Source organism: Bradyrhizobium elkanii USDA 76, from assembly GCF_023278185.1.
Lineage (GTDB): Bacteria > Pseudomonadota > Alphaproteobacteria > Rhizobiales > Xanthobacteraceae > Bradyrhizobium > Bradyrhizobium elkanii.
On sequence record NZ_CP066356.1, the window covers coordinates 3,658,719 to 3,675,918 of the forward strand.

A 17,200-nucleotide genomic window follows, 5' to 3' on the forward strand; every position below is an offset into this window, starting at 1 on the left:
GCGCAGAGTCTCACGGCCCGGCAGACACCCACGCGGTCGAAATGGTCCCGGTGGCGTCGAGCGCGATCCGCCAATGCGAGGCGCCGTTGGCATGTCGCACACTGTAGACATCCTCGCCCTGTGCGCCGACGCCGAGGAAACGTGTGGACTCGATCGCGCCGAGGTCGGCGAGGAAAGGCTGCAGGTGTGGCAATTGCTCGCGGGTCGCCGCGGCGAGCGCGGGGGTCATGTCCACATAGTCGGGCTGTCCCGATGCGACCCCCTCGATCAGGCGGCGGAGTGCGGCCTCGGTTCCGGAAGCCGGCGACTGGTTCTTCACACGTTCCGCGGTGCGATCCGCAATCTGCTTCGCGCTTGCAGCGTCGATGCGCGGCATCGGCTTGTCGCCATTTTGATGCAGGATCAGCGACGTCGCCTGACCGTCAGCCGCGATGACAAAGCTGATCTGCGCGTCGACCTCCCTGGCGAAAAACTCAGTCTGGCTCTCCGCAAAGAACGCTACGGCACGCTGCCCGGTGAGCTGTACAGCCAGGTGGTGATCCTCGCGCATCACACCGAGGACGGCCTGCTCGCTGAGCTGGTAGAAGCCGGCATAGCGGTCGAGCACCGCTGTCGCGACTGCGATTTCTTGCCGCACCGCGCCCGGCGGCGATTGCTGAGCGGAAGCCGGCACGTCGGCAGATCCGCCGGCGGCCTGTATCCGCGCCGCCAGCGTGTTCCAGTCGCGCTGGCCGAACAGTTTGGCGATCAGCTCCAGGCTGTCGCTATGGGTGAGGGGGATCGATTTGGCGCCGAGCGCTTCGCGCAGCGTCTGCGCCATGGTCTTGGCATCACGAAAGTCGCGCATGGGATCAACCTTTGCATCGACGAACGGAAGGCGTCAGGGGCTTGCGTTGCTGACCCGTTCGTGCGGGCAAAGGAAGCCTGAAACATGGCTTGATACATTCACCGTCCCCGGGTGGGGTGCAAGCGGCGGGTGGTATCGACCCTGCCAAATGTTCGCCGGGGACGAGCATTTTGTCAATTGCAACTGGTTGTGATCGCACGCGCGCTCTCGACATCCTGCCGTCAAATCGGCAACCATGGCGCCCGTTGCAAAGCGCCGGGAGGACGTCGTTAGATGAGCAAGCCGATCAAGACCGAAGCCGAACTCATCGAGATGGCGCGGGCCGAGTTGAAGGCCCATGCCGACTGCCCCGACGGCATCGACATCTCGGTGCCGCGCGGCGGCGACAGCTGGGAGTTTCGCGCCAGCGCCAATGACGCCACGGTGGCGAGGCCGGGCTATCCCGAATGCGTCGCGATGCTGGTGCAGATCGGCGACCACCTCAGCAAGCAGTATGACGTGACGGAGTAACGGCGGCCGCGAAGCGGGGGGATCGATGGACCGCATCGACGCCATGAAAGTCTTCGTCGCGGCGGTCGACGAGGGCAGCCTCGCCGGTGCCGGGCGGAAGTTGCGGCGCTCGCCGGCGGCGGTCAGCCGGGCGATCGCTTTCCTTGAGCATCATGTCGGCGCCGAGCTGTTACATCGCACGACACGCTCGCTGAAGCTGAGCGATGCCGGCCAGATCTATGCGGCGGCGTGCCGGCGCATTCTCACCGAGCTCGAGGAAGCCGACATCTCGGCGGGCGGCGAGCGGTCGGTGCCGCGCGGCACGCTGACCGTCACCGCGCCTGTCGTCGTCGGCGAGGACGTGCTGCGGCCGGTGCTCGATGCTTTCATGGCGGACTATCCGGCGGTGTCGGTGCGGCTCGTGATGCTCGATCGTACCGTCAATCTGATCGACGAGGGGATCGACGTCGCGTTGCGCATCGCCCATCTCGCCGATTCCAATTTCATCGCGATCAAGCTCGGCGAGGTGCGCCGCGTGGTCGCGGCATCGCCCGGCTATCTCGCGCAGCATCCGCTGATCAGCGAGCCGGCGGATCTGGCGAAGCACCAGATCATCGCCATGACGCATTTCGGGCTCGACTCCTGGAGCTTCCCGCCGGCCGCGAAGTCGAAGATCGCGCGCGCGGTCCAGTTCACGCCGCGGCTGGTCGTCAACACGGTGCGCGCGGCGGTGGCCTCGGCCAGCGAAGGACACGGCGTCACCCGGCTGTTCTCGTATCATATCGCCGAGGAAATCCGCGACGGGCGGCTGCGGATATTGCTTGCCAAAGACGAGCATCCGCCGTTGCCGGTGCATCTTTTGGCGCCGCAGGGCCGCTTCGACGTGCCCAAGGTGCGTGCCTTCGTCGATTTCGCGACGCCGCGGCTGAAGCGCTATTTCGAGCGGCTGTCGCGCGAGGCCAGCAAGGCCGGCGCGAAAGCCCGATGACGCCAGTCGTTCGCGCCGCGGAAGAGTGCCTGCCGAATAGCGGGCATTCGCGCGGAAAGCGGATGTATCTAGCTTCCCCTCCATCGAAGCGGCGCTGGGTCGCTTCAGCAACAGATGGAGAGAGATCATGGGTGCAGAGCAGAAGGTTGCCATCGTCACCGGTGCGTCGCAGGGCCTCGGCGAGGCCATCGTCAAGGGCTATCGCGACCGCAACTGGCGCGTCGTCGCCAATTCCCGCAGCATCAAGCCGTCGACCGACAGCGACGTTCTGACCGTCGCCGGCGACATCGGCGATCGCGAAGTCGCTGACCGCATCGTCAAGCAGGCGCTCGGGCGCTTCGGCCGCATCGACACGCTGGTCAACAACGCCGGCATCTTCCTGGCGAAGCCCTTCACCGACTATACCGACCAGGACTATGCGCAGGTGCTGGCGACCAATCTCAACGGCTTCTTCTACATCACCCGGCGCGTTGCCAGGGAGATGGAGAAGCAGGGATCCGGGCACATCGTGCAGATCACGACCAGCCTGGTCGATCACGCCAACAGCAACGTTCCCTCGGCGCTGGCCTCGCTGACCAAGGGCGGCCTGAACGCCGCCACCAAGTCGCTCGCCATCGAATATGCCGCCAAGGGCATTCGCGTGAACGCGGTCTCGCCCGGTGTGATCAGGACACCGATGCACGCACCCGCGACGCACGACTTCCTCGCCAGGCAGCATCCGGTTGGACGCATGGGTGAAGCCAAGGACATCGTCGACGCCGTGCTGTTCCTGGAGAATTCGGGCTTCGTCACCGGCGAGATTTTGCATGTCGACGGCGGCCAGAGCGCCGGCCACTAGCGAACATGATGGAGCGTGCCATGCCTATCGTCACCATCCAGGTCACACGTGAGGGGACGGCGCCGGGTGCGACGTCCACCACGCCGGAGCAGAAAGCCGCACTGATCAAGGGCGCCAGCGAGCTGCTGCGCGACGTGCTCGGCAAGCCCATGGAATCGACCTTCGTCGTCATCGAGGAAGTCGACACCGACAATTGGGGCTGGGGCGGGCTGCCCGCGCTCGACTATCGCAAGAAGCTCGCTGCTTCTGCGGCGGCATCGTCCCGCTGACGGCTTTCATCACATCGAACCGAGCACCTCTCCCGATCGGGAGAGGTGCGCTGCGATCGCCGTGAACGATTGCTGCGATCGCAACTAATCATTTTTCACGAACGGCCGGAGCGCCTACTGCGATGTCCATGTCAGCCAATGTCGATCATCACAGCCGCCATCATCACGCCGAGCCGCACCGGGATGCAGGCGGGCCGCTGTGGCTGTCCGCGGCCGCGGGGCTCTGCGCCTCGCTGGTGGGGCTCGGACTGGCGCGCTTCGCGTATACACCGCTGATCCCGGCTTTGATCGCCGCAAGGTGGTTCACGCCGGCGGAGGCGGTCTATCTCGGTTCTGCCAACCTTGCCGGCTATCTCGCTGGCGCGTTGATCGCCCGCGATCTCGGCGCGCGCATCGGCTCGGTGCGTGCGCTGCGCGGCATGATGGTGCTGGCCGCCATCACCTGCTTTGCCTGCGCGGTGCCGATCTCCTTCATCTGGTTCTTCGGCTTCCGCTTTCTCGCCGGCGTCAGCGGCGGCGTGATCATGGTGCTGGCGGCGACGGCAATCCTGCCGCATACCGCGCCCAGCAAGCGCGGCCTGGTCGGCGGCGTGATCTTTGCCGGCGTTGGCCTCGGCGTCGCCGCATCGGGAACGCTGGTGCCGCTGTTGCTGCAGCAGGGCGTCAAGCAGGCCTGGTACGGCCTTGGCGTGCTGTCGGCGGTGCTGACACTGATCAGCTGGAAGGCGTGGCCCGCCGAAGCTCCTGCCGCGCGTAACGTGGCGGAGCAGCCCGTCGCGTCGCATGGCGTGCGCTCGCCGCTGGTGATCGCGCTGTGCCTGGAATACGGGCTCAACGCGCTGGCGCTGGTGCCGCACATGGTGTTCCTGGTCGATTTCGTCGCGCGCGGGCTCGGGCAGGGGATCGCGGCGGGATCCCAATACTGGGTGCTGTACGGTATCGGCGCCGTGGTCGGACCATTGCTCACGGGACACCTCGCCGATCGCGCCGGCTTCGCCGCGGCGCTGCGCGCGGCGTTCCTGATCGAGGCCGTTGCGGTCGCGCTGCCCGCCGTGACGAATTCGCCCGCCGCACTGATCATTTAGAGCCTGATCGTCGGCGGATTCACGCCCGGCATCGTGCCGCTGGTGATCGGCCGCATCCACGAGCTGATCCCGCATTCGGCCGCCAGCCAGCGCTCGGCCTGGGCGCAGGCTACCACGACCTTCGCGCTGTTCCAGGCGGCGGGCGCCTACGGCCTGTCGTATCTGTTCGCGCACAGCGGCGGCGACTATGCGCTGCTGTTCGTGATCGGCGCGGCCGGGGTGGCTGCCGCGCTGGCGATTGAATTGCTTGGCGTCGTCGGACGGCGGCACAGGTCCGGCTAGCCGCGCAGCGATTTCGTGAGCACGGCGACGAGGCGGTCGACATCGGCCTCGTCGTTGAAGACGTGCGGCGAGATCCGCATCCGGCCGAGCCGCAGCGCGACGTGGATGTTCTCGGCGGCGAGGCGCGCGATCAGCTCCTTCGGGAGGCCGCCTGCCATGCCGAGGCTCAGGATATGCGGCGCGCGCACGCTGCGCGCCGGCACGTCGAGGCCGAGGTCACGCACGCCGCCCGCGATCCGCTCGTTGAGCATCGCGAGCCGCGCGCTGACGGCAGCGGCGCCCCATTCCGCCATCATCTCCATGCCGATCGAGGCCATCTCCAGCGTGATGAAATGATCGCGCTCGCCCATGTCGTAACGCGTGGCGTTGTCGACATAGGCGAGATCGCCGAAATAGACCGGGTTCTCGGAATTGACGTTGCGGCGGCCGCTGGAGGTCTGCTCCAGCGGCACGCCGTTCTGGTGGCGTTTTGCAATGTAGAGGAAGGCGCGCCCGTAGGGGCCGATCAGCCATTTGTAGGTCGGAAACATCACGGCGTCGGGGTCGAGCCTCGTCACGTCCATCGCCACGACACCCGCGCTCTGCGTCGCGTCGATGACGAACATTGCGCCGTGCCGCCGCAGCGCGGCCTGCACCTTGTCGACGTCGATCATGCCACCGTCCGACCAGTGCACCGAGGAGATCGAGGCGAGGCCGACCGGCGGCGCGCCAGGCCGCTCGATCGTTGCTGATACCGCCGACGTCCAGTCGCCGTCGGCGGGCTGGGGCACGGTGTCGACGATGAAGCCCTGCGCCTCGGCACGGGCGTGCCATTCCAGCACCGGCGAGGAATGGTCGTTCTCCAGCACGATGACGCGGGTGCCGCGCGGAATGCTCAGCGCCTTCGCCACCGTCGCGACGCCGTAGCTGATCGCGGGGATCAGCGCGACATCGTCGGGTGCGGCATTGATCAGGCGGGCCGCCGCGCTACGGGCGCGCTCATGCTGGCGGCTGGCGAAGCCGGAATCGATGGTCCAGGGCCGGCCCTTGCGTCCGACCGCCGCGCGGCCGGCCTCGAGCGTCTTGAGCGGCAGCGGGCTGTAGGACGCCGAATTCAGGTAGCAGACCTCGCGTGGAATCTCGAACAGATGGCGCTGGGAGGGAAGCATGTCGTCTCGCTGCTGGAATTTGCGGATAATGACGTGACGCGGAAGAGCGCGCGCTCAGCCGTCATACTGGTCCGGCCCCATCGCCCATGACGCCTGGTCGTAGCCGTTGGCGAAGGTGCGGTTGGTCTGCGCCGGGTTGCGATTGACCAGCGGCCGCAGATACATCGGGTGGGTGGCGCTGCGCACCTCGTGCTCGACGGTGAACAGATGCCGGCCGTCGGCCGGATCGACGATGTCGCAGAAGCGGTACTGGTATTGATTGTCCTCGCGGGAGATCAGATTGCGTTCGCGCAGCCGCTGGTAGGGGCCCGAGAAATCCGTGATGTAGATCTGGATGTGATGACCGTCGAATTCGCCCGGCGCCGCGTCGCTCTCGCGGAATTGCAGATGCTGATCCTTGCCGACTTTTGCGCGCGCGACCGTGCCGTCGCCATTCACAACGCTGGCGGGAATGCCCATGATCTCCGGATAGAACCGGCTGATCGCCTCAGCCGTGCCGCGCGGCACCTCGAACTCGACATAGGGCATGCCGAGCGCGATGCGCCCGAACCGTCCGGCGTCCGGTTCAAAGCAGCGCAGGCGGTTGCCCCAGGGGCAGGTGGCCTCGACGTGATCGTTGCGCTCGCGATAGCTGAACGCGGTGCCCTCGAGCTTGGGCGCGACCGCGGCGAGCCGCTGCAGCAGGGCCTGCCGCCCGGCGATCACGATGCCGCTGTGGCCGCGCAGCACCTGCGGCCGGCCGCTCGGCAGATGGAACTGGCTGCGGCCGACATTCACCCACATGTTGCTGTCGGAGACCATCAGATAGGGATCGCGGGTCAGCCCGATGCCGGCGACGTAGAACAGCGTGGCGAGGCGCTGGTCGGGTACCTGCACGTTGACATGTTCGAGATGAATGGCGTTGCCGAGGTCTTCTGCGGCGCGGTCGAATGGCTGCTGCACGGCGCGGCTCCCTGGATGCGGTGCCGGGCATGATAGTGCAACGGTGTGGCCGATCCAGCCGGCCGGCCATGAATGTTTCGCAGGGCGCTACCCCCCGTAACTCTGCACCCGGCTCAGGCCGCGTTCTTCCGACTCGGTCGGATCAGCACTTCCGCCGAGATACCGAGATGCTCGTGCAAGCGTCGAATCATCCCCACCGAGAGGGCGCGCTTTCTATTCAAAACTTCGGCGATGCGGGTTCGCGTCCCGATGATCCCCTCCAGATCCCGCCGGGTCAGTCCCTGCTGCTCCATCCGGAACTTGATTGCTTCGATGGGATCAGGAGGATCCATGGGGTAGTGTTGAGCTTCATAGGCATCGATCAGCGTTGCGAGCACGTCCAGCCTGTCGCCATCGCGCGTTCCCGCTTTTGCGCCCCAGAGGCGTTCCACCTCCTTTAGCGCAAGCTCATAATCCTGTTCCGTCCGGATTGGCTTGACCTCAGTCGCCATGTCGCACCTCTTTCACGTCAATCTTGTCGTAGTCCTTGTGCGTACCGATCCATTTGATCCATACGATACCCTTCTCGAAGTCGGCGGCGATAACCAACCGATATTCGTTTCCCTTGATGTTGAAGACGATCCGATCCGCTGAAACGATGCTGGCGGTTGAGTAGCTGCGTCGTACATCCGCAGAGTTGGCCCATTGCGCCTTCTTGACTTCGTCGAACCACGCATCGAGGGCAGCCTTCAGCGCGGCGTAGTCTTTGTGTCGCCGCCGCCCCTCTACAAATGGCGCAAGCCGTTGGGAAGCTACCCCCCGTAACTCTGCACCAGGCTGCCGGCGACCAGGGCCCAGCCGTCGACCAGCACGAAGAAGATCAGCTTGAACGGCAGCGAGACCACCACCGGCGGCAGCATCATCATGCCCATCGACATCAGGACCGAGGCGACCACGAGGTCGATGATCAAAAACGGCAGGAACAGCAGGAAGCCGATCTCGAAGGCGCGTTTCAGCTCGGAGATCATGAAGGCCGGCACCAGGATGCGCAGCGACATCTCCTCCGGCGTCGCCGGCGGCGGCTCGCCGGAGAGGTCCATGAACAGCTTCAGATCCTTCTCGCGGACGTTCTTCTGCATGAAGCCGCGCAGCGGCACCGAGGCGCGCTGCAGCGCGTCCTCGACGCCGATCTGGTTGGCGACCAGCGGCTTGATGCCGTCGTCATAGGATTTCTGCAGCACGGGGCCCATCACGAAGGCGGTGAGGAACATCGCGAGCGCGATCATCACCGAGTTCGGCGGCGCGGTGGCGGTGCCGAGCGCAGTGCGCAGCAGCGACAGCACGACCACGATGCGCGTGAACGACGTCATCATGATCAGGATCGACGGCGCGATCGACAGCACCGTGAGCAGCGCAATCAGCTGGATCGCGCGCTCGGTGACGCCGCCATTGCCGCCGCCGAGATTGATGCTGATATCCTGCGCCATCGCCGGATCAGCGAGGGATCCGGCGGCGATCAGGACAGCGATGAAAAAAACTCTACGCGGGACGGCCGCTGGCCTCACGAAGGATTCTTCGGTCGGCCGAGCAGCGAGGCCATCTCGTCCTCGAGATTCTCGAACCCGCTCTTCTGTCCGCCGGCGGGCGGGGCGGGCGGCTCGCTTCGCTGCGGGCGCGCCGGCGGCGCCTCAGGCGCAACCGGCGGCGCGACGGTCTCGCCGGCACCGGTCGGGCGGCGCAGCGCCGCTTCGAGCCGTTGCGCCATCTCGGCGAGATTGGCGTCGGCGTTCGATGGAGGCGGCGCTGCCGAAGGCGCCTGCGTCGCGGCCGGCGGCGGTGCCTGGGGAGGCGGTGGCGGCGGCGTCACGGCGCGCTCGGTTGTGCGCAGCGGTGGCGGCGCCTTCGGCGGCTCGGCGGCGCGCGGCGGGCGCGGGACCACCGGCTCGGAGCGCGGCGGCAGGCGTGGCGGCATCGGATCGGGCCGCGGCTCGCCGCGTTCGGGCGTGAAGCCCGCGAGCGGATCGCTGCGACGCTCGGCGAGCGGCGGCGGGGGCCGGCGCAGCTCGTCGGCGAAGGAGGGCCGCGCCTGACGCGGCGGCAGCTCCGGCTCGGGAAGCTCGAAATTCTCGGAGCGGGCGGCTTCGCTCTCGTTCCAGGCTGCATCCGGAAGCGGCGCCACGCGCGGCGGCGCGGCATCGGCTGCGACCGCGGGGCGGGTCGACATTTGATCGCGCGCGGGCATCGCGCGGACGATATTCGGCTCGACGACGATATCGGTGGGGCCGCCGATCATCAGGAGATGCTCGATGTTGTCGCGGCGGACCAGCACCAGGCGGCGCCGCCCGTCGACCGCGGCAGCGTCGATCACCGCCAGGCGCGGCATGCGTCCTCGGTTGGCGTTGGCCCCGAGGCGGTTTCCGGCGAAGCGGCGGACGAGCCATGCGGTCACGCCGATGAGCGCCAGCACGACAACGAATGCCAAGACGAATGTAATGACCTGCATATTGGAGTCCCCGGCCATCTTGGCCATCCTCAGCTTTCGCCATCAACGGGCGCGGATTGACAGGTGCGGTTTGCGCAGCGAATCGCGCCCGAGATTCGCCTTATTTCTTAATTCCCAGCGGCTTGCAGCCCACTGTTCTATTAATAAACCAAGAATCGCTTGTCCCAAAACGACTTCTCAGCGCCCCGCACTGTCTTGGTTTATGCTGGTTAACGCAGCATTCGTGGCGAAAATGCGCTCGCAGGCCGCAGTTGCGGCGTTCTCCACGGATCCGTCCGGCATTTTAACCACCCGTTAACCATACACCGGGCAAATTCTGCCTACCTCGGAAGAGCCAGAGGTTAACGGAGCCGCGGCGATGGCCATGAATGATCTCCCGATCCTGTCGGCGTTGCGCACCAAGATGCAGTGGCACCAGGAGCGCCAGCGGGTGCTCGCCGAGAACATTTCCAATTCCGACACGCCGAGCTTCCGGCCGCGCGACCTGGTCGAGCCGAAGTTCGACCGGGCCGGCGCCACGGTCGGCGGCGGCGTGGGCACGCTGCCGATGATGCAGACCAGCGCCACCCACATGGCGGCGTCCGGCGCGCCCGACAGCTTCGACAACGATCGCGGCAAGAGCGGGTTCCAGACCCGTCCGGCCGGCAACGCGGTCAATCTCGAGGAGCAGATGCTGAAAGTGTCGGCCAACCAGATGGACTATGCGGCCGTCACCTCGCTCTACAGCCGCAGCCTGCATCTGCTGAAGACTGCGATCGGCAAGGGCTAGAGCAAGGGTTAGCCCGCCTGACGGCGGCAGGAGGATCCCATGGCAGACGGAACAAGCGATTTCGCCCGCTCGATGAGCATCGCGACCTCAGGCCTGCGGGCGCAGGCGGGGCGCATGCGGGTGATCTCGGAAAATATCGCCAATGCCGATTCGACGGCGCAGACCGCGGGCGGCGATCCTTACCGCCGCAAGGTGCCGACCTTCTCCTCCACGCTCGATCGCACGCTCGACGCCCAGGTCGTGGCGCTGGGCCGGATCCGCCCCGACCAGTCTTCGTTCCGTGTCAAGCACGAGCCGGGCAATCCGGCGGCGGACGCCTCGGGCAACGTCAAATATCCGAATGTCAATGCGATGGTCGAAATGACCGACATGCGCGACGCCCAGCGCTCCTACGAGGCCAACCTCAACATCATCAGCGCGACGCGGCGGATGATCCAGCGCACGCTCGACATCCTCAAGTCCTGACGCAACAAGAACAGGGAACCTAAATCATGGCTTCACCGACAGTCGCCGCCAACGCCTATGCCAACCTCGCCAAGATGATGGAGCGCGGCGGCGCCGAGAAGGCCGGGCAGGCCGTCGCCGGCCCATCCTTCAGCGCACTGCTGAAGGACTCCGTCGGCAGCGTCCTGGAGGCGGGCAAGAAGTCCGACGCGCAGACCATGGCGATGGCCTCGGGCAAGGCGAACGTGATGGACGTGGTGACGGCGGTCGCCGACACCGACGTTGCGGTGTCGACGCTGGTCTCGGTGCGCGACCGCGTGATCCAGGCCTACGAAGACATCATGAAGATGCCGATCTGACGTCGCCTGCGACGTCATCCCGGGGCGATGCGCCGCATCGAGCCTCAGATGTGCAATTGCACATCAAATATCTCGAGGTTCCGGGTCCGATGCGGCGCATCGCCCCGGAACGACGGTGCAAACACTAGCAAGCGAGAACCCAACAATGACCGGCCCCGAAACCCTCGACGTGGCGCGCGATGCGATCTGGACCATCGTGGTGGTGTCGTCGCCCCTGATGGTGGTCGGCCTCGTGGTCGGCGTCGTGGTGTCGCTGTTCCAGGCGCTGACGCAGATCCAGGAACAGACCCTGATTTTCGTGCCGAAGATCCTCGCGATCTTCGTCACATTGCTGCTGGCGCTGCCGTTCATGGCGGACTCGCTCAGTAGCCACATGATGCGGATTTCATCGCGAATCATCGGCGGTTGATGCACTAATGCCGCGGTCATGCGCATCGATGTCTCCCTGCTGCCGGCGCTGGCCGCGATCTTCGTGCTGGTCTTCGCGCGCGTGGGCGCGATGGTGATGCTGCTGCCCGGCTTCGGCGAGAGCAACATCCCGGCGCGGGTCAAGCTGTCGATCGCGCTATTGCTGACGCTGATCATCCTTCCCCTGCATCGCAACGCCTATCATGTCGACCTGACGTCGATCTCCTCGCTCGGCGTCCTGATGGTGCATGAGCTCATCATCGGCATCGTGCTCGGCGCGACCGCGCGGGTGACGCTGTCGGCGCTCAACGTCGCGGGCTCCGTGATCGCGCAGCAGCTCGGCCTCGGCTTCGTCACCGCTGTCGATCCGACCCAGGGGCAGCAGGGCCAGATCATCGGCAACTTCCTCACCATCCTCGGCCTCACGCTGCTGTTTGCGACCGACAGCCACTATCTCGTCATTGCGGCGCTGAGCGAGAGCTACCGCATCTTCTCGCCGGGCGAGATCATGCCGACTGGCGATGTCGCCGCGCTTGCGACCTCGGCCTTCTCCGCCGCCTTCAAGATCGGCCTGCAGCTGTCCGCGCCGTTCCTGGTGTTCGGCCTGGTCTTCAACATCGGGCTTGGCGTGCTGGCGCGGCTGATGCCGCAGATGCAGGTCTATTTCGTCGGCGTGCCGCTCTCGATCATGGTCGGGTTCCTGATCTTCGGCGTCGGGCTCGCCGCGATGATGAACACCTATCTCGACTATTTCCTCGGCGTCATGCGCCAGCTCGCTCCGATGAATTAGGAGGAGAAGAAGTGGCGGACGATACCGAAGACAAAACAGAAGACCCTACGCAAAAACGTCTCGATGAAGCCCTCGAGAAAGGTGATGTCGTCAAGAGCCAGGAGGTCAACACCTGGTTCGTGATCGCCGGCGGCACCTTGGTGCTGTCGACCTTCTCGGGTTCGATCGGCAGCGGCATCTTGATGCCGCTGCGCAACCTGATCGCCAATTCATGGATGATCCGCACCGACGGCGCCGGCCTGCTGGCGCTGACCCAGTCGCTCGGCTACGCGGTGGTCGCCGCGATCGGCGTGCCGTTCCTGTTGCTGGCGCTGGCCGCGATCGCGGGCAACATGGTGCAGCATCAGCTGGTGTGGTCGGGCGAGCAGCTGAAGCCGAAATTCTCCAAGATCTCGCCGGCTGCCGGCTTCAAGCGGCTGTTCGGCAAGCAGGCGGTGGCGAATTTCCTGAAAGGCCTGTTCAAGCTGATCGCGCTCGGCGCCGTGATGGTCGCGGTGCTGTGGCCCGATCGGATGCGGATGGAATCCTTCCTGCGGGTCGATCCGGCCGAACTGCTGCCCGCCATCACCGGCATGACGGTGCACCTGTTGGCGGCGGTGGTGGCCATCCTCGCTGCGGTCGCGATCGCCGACTACTTCTTCCAGTACCGGACCTGGTACGAGCGTCACAAGATGTCGCTGCAGGAGATGAAGGAGGAGTTCAAGCAGTCGGAAGGCGACCCGCACGTCAAGGGCAGGATCAAGCAATTGCGGGTCCAGCGCGCCAAGAAGCGCATGATGGCCCAGGTTCCGAAGGCCTCGGTGATCATCACCAACCCGACCCACTATTCGGTGGCGCTGGCCTACGACCGCAGCATGTCGGCGCCGATCTGCGTCGCCAAGGGCGTCGACAATCTTGCCTTCAAGATCCGGGAGATCGCCAAGGAGCACGACATTCCGATCGTGGAGAACGTGCCGCTGGCCCGGGCGCTCTATGCGACGGTCGAGCTCGACCGGGAGATCCCGGTCGAGCACTATCACGCGGTTGCCGAAATCATCGGCTACGTGATGCGGCTGAGGCGCGGCCTGTCCGGCCTGCGGCAGTAAGGGGCGGAAAACCCGCTTGAAATGCGCGTAACTTGCGAAATTGCCGCCTGTTGGACTTGCGTTTTCGGGTCCGATTCAGGCACTCAGGGGCGAGGTGGCCGGCCGGTCGCCTTCGTGATGCAGACGAGCCATGTCTCTCCAGATGACCGCCGATAGCAACGATCCTTCCGTGACCGAGCCGTTCGTGGCCCACGGGCCAGCGCGGCGGAACGGCAGCATCCTGCTGGTGGTCCTGATCGCCGCCGGCATCGTCGCGGTGGCGGTCTGGCTGATGACCATCGGCCGCACCGAGGCGCAGCCCTATATCCTCGGCGTGCTGGCGCTGCTCGCCACCGTCGGGCTGTTCAACCTGTTCGCCCTTGCCGCCGGCATCATCCGCTTCTCCGACCGTGCCACCGATGATCCGGTGATGGCGCGGATCGCCGACCAGGCCCAGGAAGGGCTCGTCGTCACCGACTCCCGCGGCCACGTGGTCTATTCCAACGCCGCCTATCTCACGCTGACCGGCGCGGCCGGGCCGCAGGAGGTCCGTCCGGTCGAGCGGGTCTTCATCGGCAACCCCGACGTCTCCGAGGCCGTGTTCCGCCTTTTGAAGGCTGCCCGCGAGGGCAAGCGGCAGCAGGAGGAGGTCCGCGTCGCCGGCCACGAGGCCGGGCAGGGCCGCTGGCTGCGGCTGCGGGTACGCCCGCTCGGCGAAGGCAAGCGCGATGCGAAATATGCAGTTTGGTCGATCGCCGACGTCACCCGCGACCGCGAGCGCCAGGAAGACGTGTTCCAGGAGCTGCGGCACGCGATCGAATATCTCGATCACGCGCCGTGCGGCTTCTTCTCGGTCAATCCGGCCGGCGAGATCGCCTATGTCAACGCCACGCTGGCCAACTGGCTGGACTACGATCTGGCCGAGATAGGCTCGGGCGGCCTGAAACTGACCGACATCGTCTCGGGCGACGGCGCGGCGCTGTTGACTTCGATTGCGGCGGTGCCGGGCGAGGTCAAGACCGAGGTGTTCGACATCGACCTGCGGATGCGCGGCGGGAAGACCGTGCCGGTGCGGCTCTATCACAAGCTCGCCTTCGGCGCCGACGGCGCGGCGGGCGCCTCGCGCACGCTGGTGATCAGCCGCGCCCGCGACGAGCATTCCGATCCGGAGCGCGCCGCCGAGGTGCGTTTCATGCGCTTCTTCGACCATACGCCGATGGCGATCGCGACCGTCGATCGCGGCGGCAATGTGGTGGGCGCCAATGCGCGCTATGCCAAGCTGGCGCAGGGCCTGAACGGCGACGGCGGCGCCGCCAAGTCGATCTTCCGCGCCGTCAATCCGCGCGACCGCGGCCTCTTGATCGCCGCGATCAACCAGGCGGCCGAGGGCCAGGGCGACATCGCGCCGGTCGAGGTGATGCTCGACGGGCCCAAGGAGCGCTTTGCCCAGTTCTTCGTCACCACCGTCGAGAAGGACGAGCGCGACGCCGAGACCGCGATCGTCTACATGCTCGAGACCACCGAGCGGCGCGCGCTGGAAAACCAGATCAACCAATCGCAGAAGATGGAGATGGTCGGCCAGCTCGCCGGCGGCATCGCGCACGACTTCAACAACGTGCTGTCGGCCATCATGATGGCCAACGACTTCCTGCTGAACGCACACAAGCCGACCGACCCGTCGTTCCAGGACATCATGCAGATCAAGCAGAACGCCACCCGCGCCGCGACGCTGGTGCGGCAGCTGCTTGCATTCTCGCGCCGCCAGACGCTGCGGCCGCAGGTGCTCGATCTCGGCGATGCATTGAGCGACCTCACCATGCTGCTGCGCCGGCTGATCGGCGAGAAGGTCAAGCTCGACCTCGTGCATGGCCGCGACCTGTGGCCGGTGAAGGTCGACGTCTCGCAGTTCGAGCAGGTGGTGGTCAATCTCGCGGTCAACGCGCGCGATGCGATGCCCGACGGCGGCAAGCTGATCATCCGCACCGCCAATGTGCCGACCGAGGAGGCCGCCCAGCTCGCCAACAAGGGCATGCCGGCGGCGGACTATGTGAAGATCGAGATCGCCGACACCGGCACCGGCATTCCGGCCGAGATCATCGACAAGATCTTCGAGCCGTTCTTCTCGACCAAGGATGTCGGCAAGGGAACCGGCCTCGGCCTGTCCACGGTCTACGGCATCGTCAAGCAGACCGGCGGCTTCGTCTATGTCGATTCCGTGCCGGGCGGCGGCACCACGTTCCGGATCTATCTGCCGCGGCATCGCCAGGAGCAGGAGGTCGCGCCCGAGGCCCAGGCCGGCAACGGTGCGGCCAAGGAAACCGCCGTGGAAGCCGCCAAGCCGAAGCCCGATCTCACCGGGCAGGGCACCATCCTGCTGGTGGAGGACGAGGACGGCCTGCGCTCGCTGAATGCGCGCGGCCTGCGCTCGCGCGGCTACAGCGTGATCGAGGCGGCGAACGGCGTCGAGGCGCTGGAGGCGTTCGAGGAGAAGAACGGCGCCGTCGATCTCGTCGTCTCCGACGTCGTGATGCCGGAGATGGACGGCCCGACGCTGCTGAAGGAAATGCGCAGCCGCAACGCGGAGCTGAAGATCATCTTCGTCTCAGGCTATGCCGAGGACGCGTTCGAGAAGAGCCTGCCGGAGAACCAGCAGTTCGCGTTCCTGCCGAAGCCCTTCACATTGACGCAGCTGGTCGCCGCGGTGAAGGAAACCATGACGGCGAATTAGCCGCGCGGCGACGCGGGTTGCGGATTCACCTGTTCCAGGGGGCGGGTGCTGTTCCGGTTGAATCTCGGCGGCATCTCGGGGTAGGACGCGGCGTCGCATCCACAAGGACCATAGTGTCACATCTCCGCGACCGAGGGCCGCAGCCGCGGTTCCCGTTTCCCGCTTCACTTTTAACCGGCCCTGCCCATCTTAGGGGCGTTTCCCCATGCCGGGGAATCCTTTGAGGAAACCAACATGAATTTCTCGCAACGCACGCGTGGAATTGTTCGGGCGATCGCCGTCGCGATGGCGCTGGCGCTGCCCGTGATGATGACCGTTTCGGCGGCCGACGCCCGCGTTGGCGGCGGCGGCTCGCGCGGCTCGCGGACATTCTCCGCGCCGCCCTCGACCAACACGGCGCCGGGCTCGGTTGCGCCGATGAACCGCACCTTCAGCCAGCCTGGTAGCCCGAACATGGGCGCGCCGGCGGCGGCGAATTCCGGCGGCCTGTTCGGTCGCGGCGGAATGGGCCGCGGCCTGCTCGGCGGCCTCGCCGCGGGCTTCCTTGGCGCCGGCCTGTTCGGCATGCTGTTCGGCGGCGGGCTGTTCTCGGGTCTCGGCGGCCTGTCGTCGATGCTCGGCCTCCTGCTGCAGATCGGCCTGATCGTGCTCGTGGTTCGCCTTGCGATGTCGTGGTGGCAGCGCCGCAACACGCCGGCGGCGGCCTACGCGGGTGGCCCCGACGTCGGCCCCGGTCCGCAGGCGAACGCCCGCTCGGGCTTCGGCTTCGGCCTCGGCGGCGGATCGAATGCGCCGGTGGAGATCGCGCCTGGCGACTATGAGACGTTCGAACGGCTGCTCGGCGACATCCAGACCGCGTGGTCGAACGAGGACATTGCGAAGCTGCACACGCTCGCGACGCCGGAGATGGTGTCGTACTTCTCGAAGGATCTCGAGGAGAACAAGGCGCGCAACGTCACCAACAAGGTGACCAACGTGAAGCTGCTGCAGGGCGATCTGGCGGAAGCCTGGCGCGAAGGCGACAGCGAGTATGCGACGGTCGCGATGCGCTACTCGCTGGTCGACACCGTGCTCGAACGCGGCACCGGCCGTCAGGTCGGCGGCAGCACGCAGCCGGAGGAGGTCACGGAGGTCTGGACCTTCGTGCGCCAGCGTGGCGGCAATTGGGAGCTTTCGGCGATCCAGCAGACCAACTGATCGATTGCCGGAGATGACAGATACAAGGCGCCGCGGCCTGGTCCGCGGCGCCTTTGTGTTGTGCCTTCATT

General features: G+C 66.2%; 19 protein-coding genes and 1 pseudogene. 13 read left to right on the plus strand and 7 right to left on the minus strand.

Annotated features, from left to right (window positions below):
* Positions 1-10: 10 nt before the first annotated feature.
* Complete coding sequence (locus tag JEY66_RS17560) at positions 11-847, minus strand: glyoxalase superfamily protein (protein WP_018272480.1); 837 nt, start codon at positions 845-847, stop codon at positions 11-13.
* 273 nt (positions 848-1,120) lie between these two features.
* Between JEY66_RS17560 and JEY66_RS17565 the strand changes: the two genes are divergently transcribed.
* The 5 genes and pseudogenes from JEY66_RS17565 to JEY66_RS17585 all read left to right on the plus strand — a co-directional run bounded on the left by JEY66_RS17565 (position 1,121) and on the right by JEY66_RS17585 (position 4,798).
* Positions 1,121-1,357: a hypothetical protein gene (locus tag JEY66_RS17565; protein ID WP_018272479.1), complete on the plus strand. Its 237-nt coding sequence runs from the start codon at positions 1,121-1,123 to the stop codon at positions 1,355-1,357.
* A 25-nt stretch (positions 1,358-1,382) separates the two neighbouring features.
* On the plus strand, positions 1,383-2,324 hold the full coding sequence (locus JEY66_RS17570; RefSeq protein WP_018272478.1) for a LysR family transcriptional regulator: 942 nt from the start codon (positions 1,383-1,385) through the stop codon (positions 2,322-2,324).
* Positions 2,325-2,451: 127 nt separating this feature from the next.
* Positions 2,452-3,162 (plus strand): SDR family NAD(P)-dependent oxidoreductase, encoded by a 711-nt coding sequence (locus tag JEY66_RS17575; protein WP_018272477.1) that lies wholly within the window; start codon positions 2,452-2,454, stop codon positions 3,160-3,162.
* A 20-nt stretch (positions 3,163-3,182) separates the two neighbouring features.
* On the plus strand, positions 3,183-3,431 hold the full coding sequence (locus JEY66_RS17580) for a tautomerase family protein (protein WP_026193004.1): 249 nt from the start codon (positions 3,183-3,185) through the stop codon (positions 3,429-3,431).
* Between the two features lie 128 nt (positions 3,432-3,559).
* Positions 3,560-4,798: pseudogene (locus JEY66_RS17585) on the plus strand (YbfB/YjiJ family MFS transporter).
* On the opposite strand, the gene JEY66_RS17590 reads toward JEY66_RS17585, so the two are convergent.
* The 6 genes from JEY66_RS17590 to JEY66_RS17615 form a co-directional block, all read right to left on the minus strand.
* Positions 4,795-5,946, minus strand: a complete 1,152-nt coding sequence (locus tag JEY66_RS17590) for an aminotransferase class V-fold PLP-dependent enzyme (protein ID WP_018272473.1) — start codon at positions 5,944-5,946, stop codon at positions 4,795-4,797. The pseudogene JEY66_RS17585 and the gene JEY66_RS17590 overlap by 4 nt on opposite strands.
* A gap of 54 nt (positions 5,947-6,000) precedes the next feature.
* Positions 6,001-6,888 (minus strand): hypothetical protein, encoded by an 888-nt coding sequence (locus JEY66_RS17595; protein WP_018272472.1) that lies wholly within the window; start codon positions 6,886-6,888, stop codon positions 6,001-6,003.
* 113 nt (positions 6,889-7,001) lie between these two features.
* Positions 7,002-7,379: a helix-turn-helix domain-containing protein gene (locus JEY66_RS17600; RefSeq protein WP_018272471.1), complete on the minus strand. Its 378-nt coding sequence runs from the start codon at positions 7,377-7,379 to the stop codon at positions 7,002-7,004.
* Positions 7,369-7,725: a type II toxin-antitoxin system HigB family toxin gene (locus JEY66_RS17605; RefSeq protein WP_038380688.1), complete on the minus strand. Its 357-nt coding sequence runs from the start codon at positions 7,723-7,725 to the stop codon at positions 7,369-7,371. Before JEY66_RS17605 ends, JEY66_RS17600 begins: the two co-directional genes overlap by 11 nt.
* Complete coding sequence (fliP, locus tag JEY66_RS17610; RefSeq protein ID WP_026193003.1) at positions 7,680-8,432, minus strand: flagellar type III secretion system pore protein FliP; 753 nt, start codon at positions 8,430-8,432, stop codon at positions 7,680-7,682. The genes JEY66_RS17605 and fliP overlap by 46 nt, the downstream gene beginning before the upstream one ends.
* Positions 8,429-9,370 (minus strand): flagellar biosynthetic protein FliO, encoded by a 942-nt coding sequence (locus JEY66_RS17615; RefSeq protein WP_026193002.1) that lies wholly within the window; start codon positions 9,368-9,370, stop codon positions 8,429-8,431. The genes fliP and JEY66_RS17615 overlap by 4 nt, the downstream gene beginning before the upstream one ends.
* Positions 9,371-9,728: 358 nt before the next feature.
* Here JEY66_RS17615 and flgB point away from each other — a divergent pair, with 358 nt between their 5' ends.
* From flgB to JEY66_RS17655, 8 genes are all read left to right on the plus strand, one after another.
* Entirely contained in the window at positions 9,729-10,139 is a 411-nt protein-coding gene (gene flgB / locus JEY66_RS17620; protein WP_016844763.1) for a flagellar basal body rod protein FlgB, read from the plus strand.
* A gap of 39 nt (positions 10,140-10,178) precedes the next feature.
* Positions 10,179-10,604 carry a flagellar basal body rod protein FlgC gene (gene flgC, locus JEY66_RS17625; protein WP_018272466.1) on the plus strand — a complete coding sequence of 142 codons (426 nt, stop codon included), beginning with the start codon at positions 10,179-10,181 and terminating at the stop codon, positions 10,602-10,604.
* A 26-nt stretch (positions 10,605-10,630) separates the two neighbouring features.
* Complete coding sequence (gene fliE / locus JEY66_RS17630) at positions 10,631-10,942, plus strand: flagellar hook-basal body complex protein FliE (protein ID WP_016844765.1); 312 nt, start codon at positions 10,631-10,633, stop codon at positions 10,940-10,942.
* A gap of 145 nt (positions 10,943-11,087) precedes the next feature.
* Positions 11,088-11,351, plus strand: a complete 264-nt coding sequence (gene fliQ, locus JEY66_RS17635; protein ID WP_016844766.1) for a flagellar biosynthesis protein FliQ — start codon at positions 11,088-11,090, stop codon at positions 11,349-11,351.
* A gap of 18 nt (positions 11,352-11,369) precedes the next feature.
* Positions 11,370-12,140 (plus strand): flagellar biosynthetic protein FliR, encoded by a 771-nt coding sequence (fliR, locus tag JEY66_RS17640; protein WP_018272465.1) that lies wholly within the window; start codon positions 11,370-11,372, stop codon positions 12,138-12,140.
* Positions 12,141-12,151: 11 nt separating this feature from the next.
* Positions 12,152-13,225 (plus strand): flagellar biosynthesis protein FlhB, encoded by a 1,074-nt coding sequence (gene flhB / locus JEY66_RS17645; protein ID WP_018272464.1) that lies wholly within the window; start codon positions 12,152-12,154, stop codon positions 13,223-13,225.
* 142 nt (positions 13,226-13,367) lie between these two features.
* Positions 13,368-15,932 (plus strand): cell cycle histidine kinase CckA, encoded by a 2,565-nt coding sequence (cckA, locus tag JEY66_RS17650; protein WP_018272463.1) that lies wholly within the window; start codon positions 13,368-13,370, stop codon positions 15,930-15,932.
* A 234-nt stretch (positions 15,933-16,166) separates the two neighbouring features.
* Positions 16,167-17,129 (plus strand): Tim44 domain-containing protein, encoded by a 963-nt coding sequence (locus tag JEY66_RS17655; RefSeq protein WP_018272462.1) that lies wholly within the window; start codon positions 16,167-16,169, stop codon positions 17,127-17,129.
* Positions 17,130-17,200: the final 71 nt, after the last annotated feature.